Annotated in this window: 14 protein-coding genes; 5 read left to right on the top strand and 9 right to left on the bottom strand. The window is 64.0% G+C overall.

The annotated features are described in order from the left end of the window. Positions 1-12: 12 nt before the first annotated feature. The gene (locus KW825_RS11115) at positions 13-285 is read right to left on the bottom strand and encodes an acylphosphatase (protein WP_042654781.1); all 273 of its coding nucleotides are present in this window, start codon (positions 283-285) and stop codon (positions 13-15) included. A gap of 82 nt (positions 286-367) precedes the next feature. Between KW825_RS11115 and KW825_RS11110 the strand changes: the two genes are divergently transcribed. Further along, positions 368-1,798, top strand: coding sequence for a methyl-accepting chemotaxis protein (locus KW825_RS11110; RefSeq protein WP_218329242.1), 1,431 nt, complete (start codon positions 368-370; stop codon positions 1,796-1,798). A 122-nt stretch (positions 1,799-1,920) separates the two neighbouring features. Here the strand turns inward: KW825_RS11110 and KW825_RS11105 are convergent, their stop codons facing one another. Continuing rightward, positions 1,921-5,133, bottom strand: a complete 3,213-nt coding sequence (locus tag KW825_RS11105; protein WP_256353836.1) for an ExeM/NucH family extracellular endonuclease — start codon at positions 5,131-5,133, stop codon at positions 1,921-1,923. 332 nt (positions 5,134-5,465) lie between these two features. Between KW825_RS11105 and KW825_RS11100 the strand changes: the two genes are divergently transcribed. Beyond that, entirely contained in the window at positions 5,466-6,659 is a 1,194-nt protein-coding gene (locus tag KW825_RS11100) for a class I SAM-dependent methyltransferase (RefSeq protein ID WP_218329241.1), read from the top strand. Positions 6,660-7,090: 431 nt separating this feature from the next. On the opposite strand, the gene KW825_RS11095 is transcribed toward KW825_RS11100, so the two are convergent. Next, positions 7,091-7,735 (bottom strand): glutathione S-transferase family protein, encoded by a 645-nt coding sequence (locus KW825_RS11095; RefSeq protein ID WP_218329240.1) that lies wholly within the window; start codon positions 7,733-7,735, stop codon positions 7,091-7,093. Positions 7,736-7,839: 104 nt separating this feature from the next. Further along, positions 7,840-8,268 (bottom strand): EamA family transporter, encoded by a 429-nt coding sequence (locus KW825_RS11090; RefSeq protein WP_042654786.1) that lies wholly within the window; start codon positions 8,266-8,268, stop codon positions 7,840-7,842. Between the two features lie 345 nt (positions 8,269-8,613). Between KW825_RS11090 and selD the strand changes: the two genes are divergently transcribed. The 3 genes from selD to KW825_RS11075 are packed head-to-tail and all read left to right on the top strand — an operon-like array spanning position 8,614 to position 11,478. Then, positions 8,614-9,651, top strand: coding sequence for a selenide, water dikinase SelD (selD, locus tag KW825_RS11085; RefSeq protein ID WP_218329239.1), 1,038 nt, complete (start codon positions 8,614-8,616; stop codon positions 9,649-9,651). Positions 9,652-9,709: 58 nt separating this feature from the next. Then, a complete protein-coding gene (gene mnmH / locus KW825_RS11080; RefSeq protein ID WP_218329238.1) occupies positions 9,710-10,840 on the top strand; it encodes a tRNA 2-selenouridine(34) synthase MnmH in 1,131 nt (376 codons plus the stop codon). Then, positions 10,834-11,478 carry an MBL fold metallo-hydrolase gene (locus KW825_RS11075; RefSeq protein WP_218329237.1) on the top strand — a complete coding sequence of 215 codons (645 nt, stop codon included), beginning with the start codon at positions 10,834-10,836 and terminating at the stop codon, positions 11,476-11,478. The genes mnmH and KW825_RS11075 overlap by 7 nt, the downstream gene beginning before the upstream one ends. Before the next feature lie 117 nt (positions 11,479-11,595). Here KW825_RS11075 and rplY read toward each other — a convergent pair whose 3' ends face one another. The 5 genes from rplY to KW825_RS11050 form a co-directional block, all read right to left on the bottom strand. Beyond that, positions 11,596-11,883: a 50S ribosomal protein L25 gene (rplY, locus tag KW825_RS11070; RefSeq protein ID WP_042654790.1), complete on the bottom strand. Its 288-nt coding sequence runs from the start codon at positions 11,881-11,883 to the stop codon at positions 11,596-11,598. Positions 11,884-12,054: 171 nt separating this feature from the next. Further along, positions 12,055-12,897, bottom strand: a complete 843-nt coding sequence (locus tag KW825_RS11065; RefSeq protein ID WP_218329331.1) for a hypothetical protein — start codon at positions 12,895-12,897, stop codon at positions 12,055-12,057. Between the two features lie 73 nt (positions 12,898-12,970). Further along, entirely contained in the window at positions 12,971-16,858 is a 3,888-nt protein-coding gene (gene hrpA / locus KW825_RS11060; RefSeq protein WP_218329236.1) for an ATP-dependent RNA helicase HrpA, read from the bottom strand. 176 nt (positions 16,859-17,034) lie between these two features. Beyond that, complete coding sequence (locus KW825_RS11055; protein WP_042654793.1) at positions 17,035-17,457, bottom strand: CBS domain-containing protein; 423 nt, start codon at positions 17,455-17,457, stop codon at positions 17,035-17,037. An 83-nt stretch (positions 17,458-17,540) separates the two neighbouring features. Next, positions 17,541-18,611, bottom strand: a complete 1,071-nt coding sequence (locus tag KW825_RS11050; protein ID WP_218291440.1) for a LuxR C-terminal-related transcriptional regulator — start codon at positions 18,609-18,611, stop codon at positions 17,541-17,543. Positions 18,612-18,652 lie beyond the last annotated feature (41 nt).

Below are 18,652 nucleotides of genomic sequence, written 5' to 3'. Positions count from 1 at the left end.
GCCTCCCTTCTGCTAGTTGGTATGAAAGCCGCTACCCGTGGGCGGCGCTGCCTTGGCACACTCCATTCGGGTCACAGTCGCCGTCCTGGGGCCGTGCTCCAGCCAGCCCAGCATCATCTGCACCCTCTGCTCGGGACCGGCGATCAGGATCTCGACCGAGCCATCCTCCAGATTGTAGGCATGACCCCGCAGCCCCAGTTGCAGAGCCCGCTCCCGGGTGAAGTAGCGAAATCCCACGCCCTGCACCTGGCCCCAGACCCGGACGACAAACGATTGCTCTCCCATTTTCGGCACCTTTCCCTTAAGAAATTTCCCTCCAAGGCGATAATGAGTGCGACACTCTTCCCTTGCAGGACGCAATATCATTATGAAAGAAGTAAAGTTTCGGTGGGTTGACCGTTATCTCATTCACCTCACAATCAGCGAAAAATTTCTCATCACCTTCTGGTGCCCCCTGCTGTTCATCGCCTTCCTCACCTGGTATCTGCTGGCCGACGGTCATGATCGGCAGATGCAGCTGCGGCTGGATCAGTTGCAGCAACGGGTCGAGACCACGGCGCAACTGGTGAGCCAGCAACCGACCCTCCGCCTGCCGGCCGAGCTCACCCTGAGCCAGAGCGCCAGCGGCGGCCTGAGCCAGCAAGGGGATCACTACAGCTTCAGCGCGAGCGCGGGTCAGGCCGGTTATGTCACCGGCACCCTGGATGCCAGCCACTACTCCCCGTGGGACGGGCAAGGCAAGACCCTCACCATCATCGCCGTGCTGGCCGCCCTGCTGGCCCTCATCACCCACTACCTGATGACCTTCGTGGCGGGGGCGCTCTACTCCACCAACAAGGCGCTGCAGACGGTGGCCGACGGGGATCTCACCTTCCGCCTCAACTTCTTCCCGGTGCGGGACGAGTTCTCCATCCTGGCCGGCAGCATAGACAGATTCACCGATCGCCAGCACAAGATAGTGCGCCTCGTGGATGAGTCCGCCGAGGCGCTGGCCATGGCCGCCGACGAGTTCCGCGAGCACGCCAGCGACGGGGAAACCCTGGCCCGTGCCCAGCGCCAGCACATGGACTCCCTGGCCGCCGCCATGGAGCAGATGTCCGCCGCGATCAGGGAAGTCGCCCGCAACGCCAACGACACCCTGCTGCAGACCCGCCAGTCCAGCGAGGAGGCCGCCAACGGCGCCGAGCGGGTGGCCCGCACCATCACGGCGATCCGTACCCTGGCCGATGAGATTGGCAATGCCTCGGGCGCCGTCGAGCGCTTGACCCACAACGCCAATCGCATCAACGAGGTGGTCAGCGTCATCAACGCCATCTCCCAGCAGACCAACCTGCTGGCGCTCAATGCCGCCATCGAGGCCGCCCGGGCCGGCGAGCAGGGTCGCGGTTTTGCGGTGGTGGCCGATGAGGTGCGCACCCTCGCCAGCCGCACCCAGCAGGCCACGGTGGAGATCCAGCAGATGATCGAGGAGCTGCAGGCCGGCACAGGCGCGCTCAACGACATCATGGAGAAGACCGTCGGCCGCGCCGCCAGCAGTCAGGCGCTCATCACCGAGGTGGGGCAGGACATCGACAAGCTGAGCAGCCACAGCGACGCGGTGCTGGAGATGAGCACCCAGATCGCCACCTCCAGCGAGGAGCAGAGCTCGGTCGCCGAGGAGATCACTCGCAACCTGGATCAGGTGCGCAACGAGGCCGGTCGGGTGGAAGAGTCGGCCAGCGCCTCGGTCGCCGGCACCTCAGGCCTCAAGGCCACCGCCACCGAGCTGAGTCAGGCGATGACGGGTCTGCGGATCTGAGGCTCGCCACCGCAAACGACAAGGCCATCCAACGGATGGCCTTTTTTATTGGCGCACATTTTATCGCCCTATAAAACGCCGGATGAAAAAAGGGACCCGAGGGTCCCTTTCTGCCTGCCGACTCAGCGCCCGAAGGGCCACCAGGACTTGTCGTTGTCCTGGATGTCGACCCGGGTCTCCTGCTGATCACCGGCCTGCGCCCCTTGCAGCCGCTGCAGGCTGACCCTGAACTGCTCGGTGGGCTCGACAAACCAGTCGTCGATGACCAGCACCTTGATGGACTTGACGCCGCCCTCACCGGCGGCCCAGCTCACGGATTGGCCGAACCAGGGCAGGAAGTCCAGCCCCCAGCGGGCGCTCAGGCCATCGAGTGCCAACTGGGCACGGGCGGGCTGACGCAGATCGCCGCTGCGCACCAGCGGGATCTCGACCAGCCAGTCACCCTCACTCACCTTGATGACGGGACTCTGCAGGGCGATGGTGGAGGGGGCCAGCTTGTCCTTGATGGTCACCAGGGTCTGATGCTGCTCCCCCAGGGTGGCGCCGCTGGCATCGTGCAGCACCAGGCTGAAGGTCTCATCCCCTTCGTTGCGGGTGTCGCTCAGGATGGGGATCTGCAGGCTCTTCTCCTCCTTGTCCCCGTCCGCCCAGTTCAGCACCCCGCTCTGCGGTGCCACGTCCTGGCCGTCGGCGCTGCCGTGCTGCACCCGCCAGCTGACGCTGGCGGCGCCATGGCTGCCGGCCAGCCGTTGCACCGCCAGGCTGAGGGTGTTGCCCTCCTCCACGCTGGCCGCGCTCTGGCTCAGGCCGAGCTCCCCGGTCGGCGGCAGCGGGTACTGGATGGCCACCAGCACGGGATCGTGATCCGAGGCGCTGAACGGCCCCTCGGACTTGGTCAGCTGACCCGAAAACTTACTGCCGTACTCGAAGAAGTTGCTCTCGGCCGAGTTGATGTGCCAATCCTCGATGCCGATCACCTTGCTCACCAGACCCGGGCTCGCCAGGGCGTGATCCAGATTGCCCAGCTCCCCCTCATAGCTGTAGGAGTAGGTATCTGTGCCGTGGAACTGGGTGTTGAGGTTGACCAACCCGGCCCCTTTGCCCACCGCGCCCGGCTGCTCCTCATAGGGCTGGCCGGCCAGCTGGGTGAAGCCGGCGCTCATGATCTGGCGGCTCTGGGCGGCCGGATCATAGTCGGTCAGCACCCGCACCGGATCCTCCATCCCGTAGGCGTTGAGATCCCCGATCACCAGCAGATCCCCCGCCTCCTGCTTGAGTCGCTCCCCCAGCACTTTCGCGGCGGAGACCCGCAGCGCGTTGCAGTGCCCCTGCCCATCCAGGGGATCGGCGCTGGCATAGTCGGGATAGTCCTCGTAGCAGGCCGATCCCTTGGACTTGAGGTGGTTGACCACCAGGGTCAGCGGCGCATCCCCCTTGGGTGAGCGGAAGCGCTGCATCAGGGAGTCGCGCATGCCCTGCCGGATGCTGACCGGCTTGCCTGCGCCGTCGACGGCCTCGGCCACCTGCACCGGCAGCGGAATCAGCTGAGCGCCGCCCTCCAGGTTCACCTTGGCGGGCCGGTAGATGAGCCCCACCGTGATGGCGTCCGTGCCCATGGGCTGGCCATCCGGCGAGGCCACCCAGGCGTAGTGATCCTGCTCGTCCGGCAGGGCGGCGTTGAGGGCCCCCACCAGATTGGCGATGGCGGAGTTCTCCCCATAGCCGTTGTTCTCTATCTCCATCAGCCCGACCACATCGGCGTTGAGCCGGGTGATGGCGCTGACGATCTTGGTGCGCTGCAACTCGAACTCGGCCACCGTCAGGGCGCCTCGGTTGCTGCCGGTCGGGTTGGCATCGCCCCCCACCACTGTGGTGAAGAAGTTGAGCACGTTGAAGCTCGCCACCCGCAGATCCCCCGCAGCGGCCAGCTCAGGGGTCTGCACCCTATCCCAGCCGCGGTGATCCACGTCCGCCGGGGTGATCCTGTTGTCCGCCACCAGCCGGTAGAAATCATAGGAGTAGCCGATGGCCCCTTCCAGGTTGCTCAGCCGATCGCCGGTGCGCAGATAGCCCTGCTCGGCATCGAAGGCGGGATACCAGGGCAGGACGCCATCCGGCGCCTTGGCATCGGTCTCGACCACCAGCTGATTCAGCCGATTGCGCTCGGCCCACTGGCTCGCCTGCTCGCTCATGGCCGGGAATTTCTGGGTCGACTTGATGAGCGGCGCGCCGTAGGCCAGCACCAGGTTGTTGCGCTTGCCATCGTAGTCGAAGCTGAAGTTGCGGGTGACCACCAGGCTGGACTCGGGCACCAGCCGCACCCGCATCCCCTCGTGGCGCTCCAGCAGGGTGGTCAGGCTCTCGCCCGCCGTCGCTACCAGATCCACAGCCGGCACCAAGCCCACCATGGGCTGGGTCACCGTCAGGGCGTCGGCGCTGAGCTGGGTCTGGTTGTAATACTCCTTCACCTTGCCGGAGACACACACCTCGGCCCCGGGCACCAGCCCGCTGGTCTGGCTGCTCTGCACGAACAGGCCATCGGAGCTGGCGGGATCGCCGTCCCCTTGTGTGTCCTGAATGAAGAAGCCCTTGTAGAGGCCGCTCACGACCTGGGTCACCACCCCGCGGGTGGCATGGGCGGTCTCGGATTCGAACTTGCCGGCCGGCACCAGCGGGCTGCGATCGCCCGAGCCTTGAATGGCCGGTACGGAGATCAGCTCGTCCACCGGACAGGCGAAGACCGGCGGCTCTGTGCCATCGCAGCTCTGCTCGCCGCTGCAACCCAGGCCGCTCACCTCATCCCGGGCGAAGCCCTGGTATTCCGCCGCCGGGTCGAAGGCGGCCTCGGCCCCGGTGCGCCCCAGGTTGACGCTGGCCTTGCGCCGCAGCGTCATGTCCAGGGTCGAGACGGCGCCGGACACCCAGGCGGTGCCGGGATCCACCCCGATCTGACCCAGGCTGTCGACTATCTCGTCCCCCCGATAGAGCACCAGCCCATCGTCGCCGTTGAACACCAGGTTGCCGCTGAGCTGGTTGGCCTTGGCCAGGGTGGCGGCCAGCGCCGAGGGGTGGGCCAGCACCAGGCTGGCGCCGGGGGCCAGGGTCCCTTGCAGGGGCAGGCTGTTGGTCGGTCCCGCCGCCAGGGTGCGGCCGTTGGCGTAAAGGGCCAGCCGGTATTGACCGAGATCGACCGCGCTGGCGCCGAGATTGCTCAGCTCCACCGCCTTGTTGTTGCCGGATCCTTCCAGATATTCGGTGATGAGCAGCTGTGCCTGCACCTGTCCAGACAATGCCAGCCCGATCGAGAGCGCCAGCAGAGAGTGTCTTCCTGACATGTTAAGCCTTCCTTTCTTGTTTATTGTTGCCAGTGATATTGGGCGACCCTGAGGCCGCAGCACCTTGTTAGCTGCCGCAGGCAAGAGCCAGACGGCGCACATACTCTGCCCGCTTTTCCCGGCTCACACCGCGAGCTGGCTAACAATTGCAGAAGTTTGTTGCCGGCAAGTGACAGATAAGGTTCAGGTTTATCGAGTTGTTTAACATTGGCGGCGCGTCAGGGCGGGCGAGGCGCAGGGCGGGCCCACGAAAGCCGTGGGGCAAGGCTGGCTTAAGGCCTCCTTTAACACTAGAATGTGCCCCCTCCTCTTCCTGGCATCGGCAAACACCCATGAGCACATACATCTATCTCGTCAAAGGCCGCGAAAAATCCCTGCTGCGCCGTCACCCCTGGATCTTCTCCAAGGGGATCGACAAGGTGCAGGGCAACCCCATCGATGGCGACACCGTCGAGATCTACAGCAACGATGGCAAGTGGCTCGCCCGTGGCTCCTGGTCCGGCAGCTCCCAGATCCGGGCCAGGGTCTGGACCTTCGATAAAGAGGAGACCATCGATCTGGACTTCTTTATCCGCCGCCTCAAATATGCCCAGGAATCCCGGGATCCGCTGATCAAGCGTCAGGGTCTCACCGGCTATCGCCTGTGCGCCGCCGAGTCGGACGGCCTGCCGGGCCTGACCATAGATCGCTACGCCAACTTCCTGGTGTGCCAGATCCTCTCCGCCGGGGCCGAGTTCCAGCGCGAGCTGATCACCCAGGCGCTGCGTACCCTCTACCCCGAGTGCAACATCTATGAGCGCTCCGACGTGGCGGTACGCAAGAAAGAGGGCCTGCAGGAGCGCACCGGCGTCATCCATGGCGAGGCCCCGACCGAGCCGGTGATGATCGAAGAGAACGACGGCGTCAAGATCCTGGTGGACATCCGCAATGGTCACAAGACCGGCTTCTATCTGGATCAGCGCGACAACCGCCAGGCGGTGGCCAAGTACGCCGAAGGCAAGCGGGTGCTCAACTGCTTCTGCTACACCGGTGGCTTCGGCATCTACGCCCTCAAGGGCGGCGCCCGTGAGGTGGTCAACGTCGATCTCTCCCAGAACGCGCTGGACATGGCCCGCCAGAACGCCGAGCTGAACGGGCTGGATGTCTCCAACACCCAGTTCGTCCGCCACGACGTGTTCAAGCTGCTGCGCGAATACCGCGAGAAGGGCGAGAAGTTCGATGTCATCGTGCTGGACCCGCCCAAGTTTGCCGAGAGCAAGGCCCAGTTGCTGGGTGCCTGCCGTGGCTACAAGGACATCAACATGCTGGCGTTCCAGCTGCTGGCGCCGGGTGGCGTGCTGCTGACCTACTCCTGCTCCGGCCTGATGGAGCAGAGCCTGTTCCAGAAGATAGTGGCCGATGCCGCGCTGGACGCCGGCCGCGATGCCCAGATCCTGGAGCTCTTGTCCCAGGCCTCCGATCACCCCATCGGCACCGCCTATCCGGAAGGCTTCTACCTGAAGGGGCTGGCGGTGCGCGCCCGCTAAGCCGCAGCGACCGCAGGGCTCTCTTTGCCAGTAAAGGGAGACCTACCGTGTCACAGAAAAGGCCCGCTATCGCTAGCGGGCCTTTTGTTTGCGCCCTTCCACGGCAAGAGATAACGAGGGTCACGCTGACCAAGGGGCTTGCCACAGATACCCATCGAATCGCCCTACCTTCACTGCCAACCGTTGGGCTTGGGGAACTCAGCCCCCAACGGCAGGAGAGAGTTGCGCTCTTGTCTATGCAAAAAAACTGCGTATTCAATCGCTGATATTGAAAATTCCCCGGGGAAATATCGGCAATATTTTCATAAAAATCCATTTTCATGCATAAAGCATTGTGTTTCCCCTGCTGATACCGTCGCCCCCCTGCGCGCTTGCTGCTGCCTGGGTCGACAAGACGCCGAGCCTGTGAGGACAGCCTGCCACCGCCCTGTTCAGTCACGATCCGGCGCCCCCAGCGGGAAGTAGTGGCGAAATGGCCGCGCCTCGTCCACCGCCCGGGCGACCGAGGGCCGACTCAGCAGACGGGCACGGTAGGCCCGCAGCCTGGCGTGAACGGGCGGGATCTCATGGGCCCAATCCGCATAGAAGAGCGAGGGAGCGGCAGAGCAGTCCGCCAGGGTGAAGGCATCACCGGCGATCCAGCGGCGCCCTTCGAGCCGCTCGTCGAGCCAGGGGTAGATACTGTCCAGTATCTCGCGGGCCTCCGCCACCCCATGGCTGTCGCGCTCAGACTCTGGCCGCAGCTGGTCCAGTACCACCTTCTGCATCGGGGTCATCACATAGCTGTCGAACAGGCGATCGAGCATGCGCACCTTGATGCCCGCATCACCGGCCGGGATCAGGCACTGGGGGCCGGGATAATGGCACTGGAGATACTCGATGATGGTGCTGCTCTCGAGCACGGTGCGCTTGCCATCCTGCAGGACGGGGAAGCGCTTGAGGGGCCAGAGGGCCGCCAGTTCGGCGTTGGCCTGGGGATCCTCCAGGTTGCGATAGTCAAACGGCAGGGCGTTCTCGTAGAGGGCGATCAGCACCTTCTGGCAGTAGGACGAGAAAGGGTGGGCATAGAGTTTCATGACAAGGCTGCTCCGCTTCGGTGGGTGACAACCCAGTCTATCCCCATCCTTCGGCGCCTGCCGCCCGCCGACTTGCCAGGTGTGCCGAACCAGCCGTCGCGCCCCTAGCGCCTGATGGCGAGCACCAGCACCCCAACCGCAATCAGGCCGATGCCCAGCCACTCCCGCGGTGCGGGTCGCTCGCCGAGGAAGAGGCAGGCGAAGAGCACCACCAACACCAGGCTGAACTTGTCGATCGGTGCGACCTGGGAGGCCTCCCCCAGCTGCAGGGCCCGAAAGTAGCAGAGCCAGGAGGCCCCGGTCGCCAGCGCCGACAGGCCGAGGAACAGCCAGCTGTGGCCAGACAGCTGCAGCGGGTTGCTCCACTGGTGGCTGAGCCCGATGTAACAACCGAGCACCAGCAAGATCATGGCGGTGCGGATCAGGGTCGCCAGATCCGAGTTGATATGCTGCACCCCCAGCTTGGCGAAGATGGCGGTCAGGGCGGCGAAGATGGCCGATAACAGGGCCCAGGAGAACCAGCTCAGGCTCATGGCGCTTACCTTGCGAGAAAGGGATGCCTAAGTTGTAGCAGAGCCGCTCCCGGCCATCAGGGCCACGGCGGCGCCTGTGCGCCTCCCCCGCGCGCATTCATCTCAATTGCGGTTCGGATCCCGCACTCGCTTTGTGGCATAATGCCCCGTCCCGTGGCCCTTGGTGGCGCTGCTGTGGGGTCCCTGCCCCCGGCGCCCCGTCCGACTCGACGGCCCATTCAGCGGTCCGCCCGCTATGCCAGCCAAGGTCACCCGTTTTCTGCGATCTATCCGTACCGTGATGGCCGCGCCGTTCTCGAGCAGCGTCGCACCAGCCTGAACGAGCTTGAACCAAGAGGGGTAAGTATGTCTTCCATTCGTCTGACCCAATACAGCCATGGCGCTGGCTGCGGCTGTAAAATCTCCCCCAAGGTGCTCGACACCATTCTCAAGAGCCAGATCCCGGGGTTCGACGATCCGACCCTGGTGGTGGGCAACAGCAGCAAGGATGACGCCGCCGTGGTGGACATCGGCAACGGTCAGGGCATCGTCTCCACCACCGACTTCTTCATGCCCATCGTCGACGATCCCTTCACCTTCGGCCGCATCGCCGCCACCAACGCCATCAGCGACATCTATGCCATGGGTGGCAAGCCCATCGTCGCCATCGCCATCCTCGGCTGGCCCATCAACACCTTGGCCCCGGAAGTGGCCCAGCAGGTGATCGACGGCGGCCGCCAGGTGTGTCACGAGGCGGGGATCTCCCTGGCCGGCGGCCACAGCATCGACGCCCCCGAGCCCATCTTCGGCCTGGCGGTGACCGGCATAGTGCCGCTCGATGCCATCAAACAGAACGACACCGCCAAGGTCGGCGATGTGCTCTATCTGACCAAACCGCTCGGCATCGGCATCCTCACCACGGCCCAGAAGAAGGGCAAGCTCAAGCCCGAGCACGAGCAGCTGGCCCCGGACGCCATGTGCACCCTCAACAAGATCGGCCAACAGTTCGCAGCCTTGCCGGGGGTTCACGCCATGACAGATGTGACCGGCTTCGGTCTGGCCGGCCACCTGCTGGAGATGTGCGAAGGCTCCAAGCTGTGCGCCCGCCTCGAGTTCGGGGCGCTGCCGCTGCTGGACGAGGTGGATTACTACCTGGCCGAGGGCTGCGTGCCCGGCGGCACCCTGCGCAACCACGACTCCTATGGTCACAAGCTCGATGCCATGGACGATCGCACCCGCAACATCATGTGCGATCCCCAGACCAGCGGCGGCCTGCTGGTGGCCGTCGGCAAGGAGAGCGAAGCCGAGCTGCTGAGCATCGCCGCCGATGCCGGCCTCAGCCTCTCCCCCATCGGCGTGATGAAGGCACGGGATGGCGAGCGCTTTATCGAGGTCATCCAATGAGTTCATCGCGATTTGCCGCCAACATCGATCTGGCCCAGGCCTTGCGGGGTGATGCGCGATGAGTGAACTGCCACTCGCCACGGACCTGGCCGGGATCTTCTTGCAGGATGTGCCGCTCATCGACCTGCGCGCCCCCATCGAATTCAAGGAGGGCGCCTTCCCCACTGCCGTCAGCCTGCCGCTGATGACGGACGAGGAGCGCGCCAAGGTGGGCACCTGTTTCAAGCAGCAGGGCCAGGCCGCCGCCATCGCACTTGGCCACAAGCTGGTGGGCGGCGCGGTGCGCGCCGAACGCCTCGAGGGCTGGCTGGCCCAGTTGCGCCAGCAGCCCGATGCCCTGCTCTACTGTTTCCGTGGCGGCCTGCGCTCGCAGACGGTGCAGCAGTGGCTGCATGAGGCCGGCGTCACCCGTCCGCGGGTGGCCGGGGGCTACAAGGAGCTGCGCCGCTTCTTGATCGACACCCAGGACCGGGCCGCGACCGAGTGCCACTGGACAGTGCTGACCGGTATGACCGGCTCCGGCAAGACCCATATGCTGGGCCAGGTTGCCCAGGCGGTGGATCTGGAGGGGCACGCCCATCACAGGGGCTCCTCCTTCGGCCAGCTGCCGGGCGGCCAGCCCAGCAACATCAACTTCGAGAACAAGATCGCCATCGAGCTGCTCAAGCGCCGTCACCGGGGCGAGCACGCCTTCGTGGTGGAGGACGAGAGCCGCCTCATCGGCCGCTGTGCCCTGCCCCATAGCCTCTATGAGGCCATGTGCCAGGCACCGCTGGTGGTGGTGGATGTGCCGCAAGAGGAGCGGGCCGAGCAGATCCGGGTCGATTACGTGCAGGATCTCTGGCAGCGCTACCAGGAGATGTATGGCGCCGAGGAGGGCTGGCCGCTGTTTGCCGGCTACCTGACCGATGCCCTGGCGCGCCTCAAGAAGCGGCTCGGGGACAGGGACCATCGCGAGCTGGATCAGCTGATGCAAGCGGCCCTCCTCGAGCAGGCCGGCAGCGGCCACACCGAGCTGCACCTGGCCTGGATCCGCCTGTTGCTGACCCGCTACTACGATCCCATGTATCTCTATCAGCTCAACAACAAACGGGAGCGGATCCGCTTTCGGGGCGACAAGCAGGCCTGCCTCGCCTTCTTTGCCGAGCAGCAGGCCGCAGAGGCCAATCAGGAGACCCCAGCATGTTGAAATTCGAGGTGATCCCGGTCACCCCTTTCGCCCAGAACTGCTCCCTCATCTGGTGCGACGAGACCCGCCAGGCGGCGCTGATCGATCCCGGTGGTGAGACAGACAAGCTGCTGGCGGCCATCGCCCGGCACAACCTGGTATTGGAGAAGATCATCCTGACCCACGGTCATCTGGATCACGTGGGGGGCGCCGACCAACTGCGCGAGCAGAGCGGGGTCAAGATCATCGGTCCCCACAAGGAAGACGCCTTCTGGCTCGACATGCTGCCCCAGCAGAGCCAGATGTTCGGTTTTCCCCACACCCCCGCCTTCAGCCCGGACGGCTGGCTGGCGCAGGGCGACAAGGTGACTGTCGGTAACTGCGAGCTGGAGGTCTATTTCTGCCCCGGCCACACCCCGGGCCATGTGGTGTTGCTCAGCCAGGCCGAGCGGCTCGCCTGGGTCGGCGATGTGCTGTTCGCCGGCGGCATCGGCCGCACCGACTTTCCCCGTGGCGATCACGGCACCCTCATTCGCTCGATCACCGAGACCCTGCTGCCCCTTGGCGATGACATCGTCTTCGTGCCGGGCCACGGTCCCAGCTCCACCTTCGGTCGCGAGCGGGTCAGCAATCCCTACCTCACCCAGCCGGTCTGGTAGAGAGGCAGACGACAAGGGCGACCCGCGGGTCGCCCTTTTTCATGGCAGCAGCAAGCGTGCCAGAATGCAAAAAGCCACTCCGGAGAGTGGCTTCTTAATTCAACCGGATCGACGCGATTAGACGCGAACGAAGTCCAGGTGAACCAGCTTGTAACGTACCGGGTGACGCTGGATAGCCTTCACTTTTACGTTAACTTCTTCGCCGTTGATGACCATGGTCAGTACGGACTCGTAGAATTCCGGCTTTTCTTGGGCCAGTACTACTTTTTTGTGGTCCAGGGTGATGGACAGAGCTTCTTTGCCTGCACCGTAGATGATGGCAGGAACTTGGTCAGCGTGACGCAGGCGGCGGCTCGCACCTTTCCCCAGGTCAGAACGGACTTCAGCTTGGAATACGAAAGACATAGTGGTTATCTCTTTTAAGATGAATTTATGGTGTTGACTGCGACCGGTCAGCACCTCGCAAAACGAGCGCGAATACTAGCATGGGGTCATAGCGGATACAAGCCGCGAACCGTGCGGGATCCGCCGAGCCTTCCCATCAGACGAACTGTCGCGGCGGAGGACTCTGGGCGATCAGTGCCCCTGCTCCAGCCGGGCAAACTGTTGCTGGCGCTGAGCAGGGCTCATGGCATCGAACTGGGCCAGGGTCTCGGCCCGCGGGCAGTAGAGGCTCTGGCCGGCCCGCACCTGGATCCCCTTGCCCATGCTGGTCCGGTTCTCCGCCACCAGCGCCAGCAGATAGCTGTAGGTATCGGCCCCGGCCTGGGCTCCCTGCCCCACCAGCTGGCTCGCGATGCGCCAGAGGGTCTCCCCCGCCACCACCTGATGGCAGAGCCGCGACTCGCCTCCCGCCGCCGGCGCAGACAGGGTCAGGGTGGTCGCCTCGACCAGCTGGCTGACGGCCGCGATCTGCACTGCAGTGGCCCGCTCGGACGCCTGCGCGCCCAGGGCGCCATGGCGCATCAGGCTGGCCAGCAGGGGCTCGGTCTGTGTCGTCCGACTCCTTGCCGCGTCCATTCCCGGCAGCGAGAACTCGGCGATAAAGGGGGCACTGCTCCCCTCATCCCATGACGAGGGCGCACTGGCGAGTTGACTGACCGCTTGATGGGGCGCCATGCCATAGGCCATCTCGTCGATGCGCTTGAGGCGCGCCAGATACGCCTTGGAGAGCTGGGCCTCCCCCTCGAATAGATCGAAGGGGGGCACCAGCCGGGCGGGGAACAGGACTTGCCAATGGCCGTTCTTCTTCTTCTGTTCCAGCGGCGGGAACTGGTTGCCCCGCCAGGCCACGAAGATGGGGGGCACGGCACGGTGCAGCGGATAGTACTCCGGATTGAGCTGCACCCAGGTTTGCTCCGCAATGGGTTGATAGCCGCTGATGTTGACCAGCGCCACTCCTAACCAGATCCCCAGCATCACCACCTCCCCTCGCTCTCTTCGCCCAAGCATTCCGTCACATTATGGCGCAGAAAAACAGCCACATAGCAACTTAGCATTGGGCTATCGCATTCAAGACCCGCTTGTCGGAGACCGGATAAGGGGTCCCCAGCTGCTGGGCGAAGAAGGAGACCCGCAGCTCCTCGATCATCCAGCGGATGTTGGCCACCTCGGCCGGGATCGGCTGGGATTTCGGGATCTTGGCGAGCAGCGCCTTGTAGTCGGCCTCGACGCTCTGCACCTTGAGCATGTAGACCCGGTCGCGATTGGGATCGATGGCCAGCTTCTCCATCCGCCGCTCGATGGCGCGCAGGTAGCGCAGCAGATCCGGCAGCCGCTGCCAGCCAGTCTCGGTCACGAACCCCTTGTGGATGAGCTTGTCGAGCTGCAACTGGATGTCGGACATGGCGAAGGCGGTATCGAGCTGCATCTTGCCCTTGAGCCGTTTCTTGATCTCGTGGGACAGGGTCAGCACGGTTTCCACCTGACTCGCGACCTCCACCACGGCGTCATTGAGCTCGGCGCGCACGAACTCCTTGAGCGCCTCGAAGCCCGCCTCGTCCCAGGCCAGGCCGCCGTGGCGCTCGATCAGCTTGTCGCAGCCGCAGGCGATGCAGTCATCAATCAGCTCCGCCACCTTGCCGAAGGGGTTGAAGTAGAGGCCGAGCTTGGCCTTGTTCGGCAGCTTCTCCTGCAGGTACTTGATGGGGGATGGCACCCCCAGCAGGATCAGCCGACGCTGGCCGCTCCACATCAGCTGCTGCTGGGCCACCGGGCTCTCCACCAGCTGGATCGCGACCGAGTCTTTCTGATCGACCAAAGCCGGATAGGCCTTCACCTCGAAGCCGCCGCGCTTCTGGCTGTACTCCTTCGGCAGCTCGCCAAAGCTCCACAGGGTGAGGCCGGACTGCTCGATGTCGTCATCCGCCACCTGGGACAGGGTCTCCTGCACCTTGCCACGCAGGGATTCCTTCAGCGCCTCCAGATCCTTGCCCTCCGCGATGGGCTTGTGCTTGTCATCCAGCACCCGGAAGGTGAGTTTCAGGTGATCGGGCACCGCCGACCAATCCCAGGCCTCGCGCGGCACAGTCACCCCTGTCATGCGCCGCAGCTGGCGCTCCATCTCGTCCAGCAGCGGCCCCTGCTCGGGGTTGATGCTGGCGAGCAGCGCATCGGCATAGTTGGGGGCCGGCACGAAGTTCTTGCGCATCGGCTTTGGCATCGACTTGATCAGCGCCACCAGCAGCTCGTGACGCAGGCCGGGGATCAGCCACTCGAAGCCTTTCACCTCCACCTGGTTGAGCAGCGGCAGCGGGATGTGCAGGGTGACACCGTCCGCCGCCTCCCCAGGCTCGAACTGGTAGCTCAGCTTGAGCTTGAGCCGCCCCTGCTGCCAGAAGTTCGGGTAGTCGAGATCGCTGATGTGGGCCGCATCCCCCTTCATCAGCATCTCCCGCTCGAAGTTGAGCAGCTCGGGATCCTGCTTCTGCGCCTCCTTCCACCACTTGTCGAAGTGACGGCTGGAGATCACCTCCTGGGGCAAGCGGGCGTCGTAGAAGCGGAACAGGTCCTCGTCATCCACCAGGATGTCGCGCCGGCGCGACTTGTGCTCCAGCGCCTCCACCTCGGCCAGCAGCTTGCGGTTTTCGCCGAAGAAGCGATGGCGGGTCTCGAAGTCCCCCTCCACCAGGGCGCGGCGAATGAACAGCTCGCGGCACAGGACGGGATCCAGGGTGCTGAAGTTGATGAGCCGCTCGTTGACCAGGGTCAGGCCATAGAGGGTCACCTTCTCCTTGGCCATGACGGCGCCGTTCTTCTTCGACCAGTGCGGGTCGCTGTGATGCAGCTTGATGAGGTGACCGGCCAGCGGCTCCACCCACTCGGGCTCGATGCGACCGTTGATGCGGGCATAGAGGCGGGAGGTCTCCACCAGCTCGGCGGCCATCACCCACTTGGGCGGCTTCTTGAACAGGCCGGAGGCCGGGAAGAGGTGGAAGCGACCGTTGCGGGCCCCCAGAAACTCCGGTTTCTCCAGATCCTTGTTGCCGATGTGGCTGAGCAGGCCGGTCAGCAGGGCGCAGTGCACCGTCTTGAAGTCAGCGGGCTCCGAATTGCTCTTGAAGCCCAGCTCTTTCACCGTCTGGCGCAGCTGGAAGTGGATGTCCTGCCACTCGCGCACCCGCAGGTAGGAGAGAAACTCCTTCTGGCACAGGCGGCGGAACGGGTTGCTGCCCAGCAGGTCTTGCTGCTCTTTCAGGTAGTTCCACAGGTTGACGAAGGCGAGGAAGTCGGACTCTTTGTCCTCGAAGCGGCGGTGCTGCTCGTCGGCGGCCTGCTTCTTCTCCATGGGCCGCTCGCGGGGATCCTGGATGCTCAAGCCAGCGGTGATCACCATCACCTCGCTCAGGCAGCCGGTCTGCGCCGCCGTGATCACCATCTTGGCGAGCCTGGGATCGAGCGGGATGCGCGACAGCTGGCGGCCACTCTCGGTCAGCTGCAGCTTGGGCTCCTGCTCCCGGCTGGCGGGCAGCTCGCGCACCGCCTCCAGCTCCTTGAGCAGGGAGAGACCGTCCTTGATGTGGCGCGACTCCGGCGGCTCGACGAAGGGGAAGGCCTCCATGTTGCCAAGACCCAGCGCCAGCATCTGCAGGATGACCGAGGCCAGGTTGGTGCGCAGGATCTCGGGATCGGTGAAGGCGGGCCTGTTGTTGAAATCCTCCTCGCTGTAGAGGCGGATGCAGATGCCGTCCGCGACCCGGCCGCAGCGCCCCATGCGCTGGTTGGCGCTGGCCTGGGAGACGGGTTCGATGGGCAGACGCTGCACCTTGGTGCGCCAGGAGTAGCGGCTGATGCGGGCGGTGCCCGGATCGATCACATAGCGGATGCCCGGCACCGTCAGCGAGGTCTCCGCCACGTTGGTGGCGAGCACGATGCGCCGCCCGGCGTGCTGCTGGAACACCTTGTTCTGTTCGCTGTTGGAGAGGCGCGCGTAGAGCGGCAGCACCTCGGTATCGCGCAGGTTGAGCTTGCGCAGGGCGTCGGTGGTGTCGCGGATCTCCCGCTCGCCGTTCATGAAGATGAGGATGTCCCCTAGCCCTTCGCGCGCCAGCTCCTCCACTGCATCGAAGATGCCCTGCAGTTCGTCGCGATCCCCCTCACCCTCCAGCAGCGGGCGATAGCGCACCTCCACCGGGTAGGTACGACCTGACACTTCGATCACCGGCGCCTGGTTGAAGTGATTGGAGAAGCGCTGGGGATCTATGGTGGCCGAGGTGATGATCACCTTGAGATCCGGCCGCCTCGGCAGCAGCTGCTTGAGGTAGCCCAGGATGAAGTCGATGTTGAGGCTGCGCTCGTGGGCCTCATCGATGATGATGGTGTCGTACTGGGTCAGCATGCGATCGTGCTGGATCTCCGCCAGCAGTATGCCGTCGGTCATCAGCTTGATGTGGGTCTGCTCGCTCACCTGATCGGTGAAGCGCACCTTGTAGCCCACGTACTGGCCGAGCTCGGACTGCATCTCCTCGGCGATGCGGGCCGCCACGGTGCGAGCCGCCAGCCGGCGCGGCTGGGTGTGGCCTATGTAGCCTTTCACCCCGCGCCCGAGCGCCAGGCAGATCTTGGGGATCTGGGTGGTCTTGCCCGAGCCGGTTTCGCCGGCGATGATCACCACCTGATGCTCACTGATCGCCTTGGCGATCTCGGCCTGCTTCTGGCTGACCGGCAGGTTGGCCGGGTAGGTGACCTTGGGCACCCCCGCCAGGCGGGAGCGATAGCGCGCCTCGGCGCTGTCCAGCTCGGCGGCCAGGGTCTCCAGCACGGCGGTCTGTTTGCCCTCAGGCAATTTCTTGACCCCGTGCAGGCGACTGGAAAGGCGACGGGCATCAAGATTCATGCAGGCTGAGAGACGGCGGCGCAGCGCCTCGATAGAGAGAGACAAGGTACAGATTCCTTATAGAAAGCCCGCGGGGGGCCATATCGATAGCTGGGGAGATCCTAAAGAGCGGGCGGGAGCGGTGCAAGCCTTAAAGCGTGCCGAGTCCGGATAAGCGCAATGGTGCGGATGAAAAGAGCAGGCACCCGGCCTGCTCCTGATGACGAATGTCGAGCCGGGCGTCAGCCCCTGGCCTGATGCACGAAGCAAGTACCCAGCTGGGCATGGATTGCCTGCATCACGTTGTGGCGGCTGATCACCCCGAGCAGGCGCCCCTCCTCCACCACCGGATAGATCTTGGGTTTCTGGCCCATCATCATCTCCGCCAGCTCCAGGATGCTGGTGTCGGGGCCGACGGCCAGCACCTCCTTGCGCATCACATCCTTGACCTGCGCCACCTGCTCGCAGTGATAGGCCTCTTTCAACATGACGGCGATGCAGTCCTGCTCTGACACCCAGCCGATCAGATGGCCCTTGGCATCCACCACAGGGCCACCGAGCTGATGACTGTTGAGAAACTTGGCGACCGCCGTCTGCACCATCATGTCCGCGCCGAACGTGATGGGCCTGGTCTGCATATAATCCTTCGCCTTGAGTGATTCCATGACGCTTCCCCCACAGGCCTCCCGGGCGGGAGGCGCAAGCCGGGCACTATGTCCGGCTCACTCCAAGCATAGCTGGCGGCATCTCAGGAGATGGATTGCAGCAGCAGCAGAAGCTCGTTCTGGCTGTGGCAGTCGGTCTTCTTGAACACCCCCTTCAGGGTGGAGCGGACGGTCTCGACCTTGACCCCTCGCAGCTCGGCGATATCGTTGCTGCTGTAGCCCTTGCTCATCAGCACCAGCAGCTCCTTCTCGCCTATGGTCAGCGGATAGAGGCTGGCCAGCGCCTCTATGTCGGGATTGAAGGAGTGCTCGGGGTCGCGCAGTACCACCTCGACATAACGCTCGAACCGGCTGAGCCCACTCATCAGGGTGCACTGGATCAGCAGCGGCCTTAAATTGGCCTGACGGGGAATGGACATATAAGCGCTCGCCCCCGGCAACAGATAGGCAAAGCCATTCAATATCTCCTTGAGCTGGCGTTGCTGCTCCTTATTTTGCAGCGAGAAAATACCATTGATCGCCCGCAGCTCCACATTTTCATCGGAGATCCGGTTAAACGCCACATTGGAATAATGAATATGGCCTTTGTCATCGATGATGGCACTGGGCTTATTATGGTTTTTCACCAACTGTTGCAGCTGATAGTTCTGGGTTTCCAGGGCCAGCAGGTTCCAATAATGCTGACTCCAGGCGGCCAGGCCGGAATAGATCTCGGTCAGGGAAGAGAGATCCTGAGCACTGAAGTCATCCTGGGCGGCGCCGCGATAACTGCACAGGCTGCTGAGGCCGCGCCCCTTCACCCGGCAGACGCCGCCCGCCGCGAACTGGGCGCCGAAGCTGGCCAGCAGGCCGGCGGAGTTGGAGATGGCGTTGGCGCTCACGATGCCCTGGCAGCCCTTGTCCAGGTAATGGTTGAACCACACATCCTGGCGATGGTGCTGCACATAGAACTGCTGCTGCGCCTCGCTCAGGCCACTGGAGAAGAGCTTGATACCGTCGCTCTTGTCATCATCCCGCAATAAGAACAGGGACGAGCTGCCGGACAGATCTGAGCGAAATTGGTCCACCACCAACTTAATGTCAGAATCATTAATACCGCACTCGTATAACTGGCTGATATACGGCGATATCCTTTCTTTTTCTAATGCCTTCACACCCGAACTCCCAATTCTTATTTTTATTGAAGTGGCATCTT

It is taken from the genome of Aeromonas sp. sif2433, from assembly GCF_019218705.1.
In the GTDB taxonomy this organism is placed as follows: domain Bacteria; phylum Pseudomonadota; class Gammaproteobacteria; order Enterobacterales; family Aeromonadaceae; genus Aeromonas; species Aeromonas encheleia.
Note: the sequence above shows the minus strand (reverse complement) of the source record. Positions and strands in the feature narration are given on the sequence as shown.

Bases quoted from the DNA above. Each gene is read 5' to 3' on its own strand.
- KW825_RS11095 (WP_218329240.1), bottom strand. From the start codon at position 7,735: ATGAAACTCTATGCCCACCCTTTCTCGTCCTACTGCCAGAAGGTGCTG.
- selD (WP_218329239.1), top strand. From the start codon at position 8,614: ATGTCTTCCATTCGTCTGACCCAATACAGCCATGGCGCTGGCTGCGGC.
- KW825_RS11110 (WP_218329242.1), top strand. From the start codon at position 368: ATGAAAGAAGTAAAGTTTCGGTGGGTTGACCGTTATCTCATTCACCTC.
- KW825_RS11115 (WP_042654781.1), bottom strand. From the start codon at position 285: ATGGGAGAGCAATCGTTTGTCGTCCGGGTCTGGGGCCAGGTGCAGGGC.
- mnmH (WP_218329238.1), top strand. From the start codon at position 9,710: ATGAGTGAACTGCCACTCGCCACGGACCTGGCCGGGATCTTCTTGCAG.
- KW825_RS11105 (WP_256353836.1), bottom strand. From the start codon at position 5,133: ATGTCAGGAAGACACTCTCTGCTGGCGCTCTCGATCGGGCTGGCATTG.
- rplY (WP_042654790.1), bottom strand. From the start codon at position 11,883: ATGTCTTTCGTATTCCAAGCTGAAGTCCGTTCTGACCTGGGGAAAGGT.
- KW825_RS11065 (WP_218329331.1), bottom strand. From the start codon at position 12,897: ATGCTGGGGATCTGGTTAGGAGTGGCGCTGGTCAACATCAGCGGCTAT.
- KW825_RS11055 (WP_042654793.1), bottom strand. From the start codon at position 17,457: ATGGAATCACTCAAGGCGAAGGATTATATGCAGACCAGGCCCATCACG.
- KW825_RS11075 (WP_218329237.1), top strand. From the start codon at position 10,834: ATGTTGAAATTCGAGGTGATCCCGGTCACCCCTTTCGCCCAGAACTGC.
- KW825_RS11100 (WP_218329241.1), top strand. From the start codon at position 5,466: ATGAGCACATACATCTATCTCGTCAAAGGCCGCGAAAAATCCCTGCTG.
- KW825_RS11090 (WP_042654786.1), bottom strand. From the start codon at position 8,268: ATGAGCCTGAGCTGGTTCTCCTGGGCCCTGTTATCGGCCATCTTCGCC.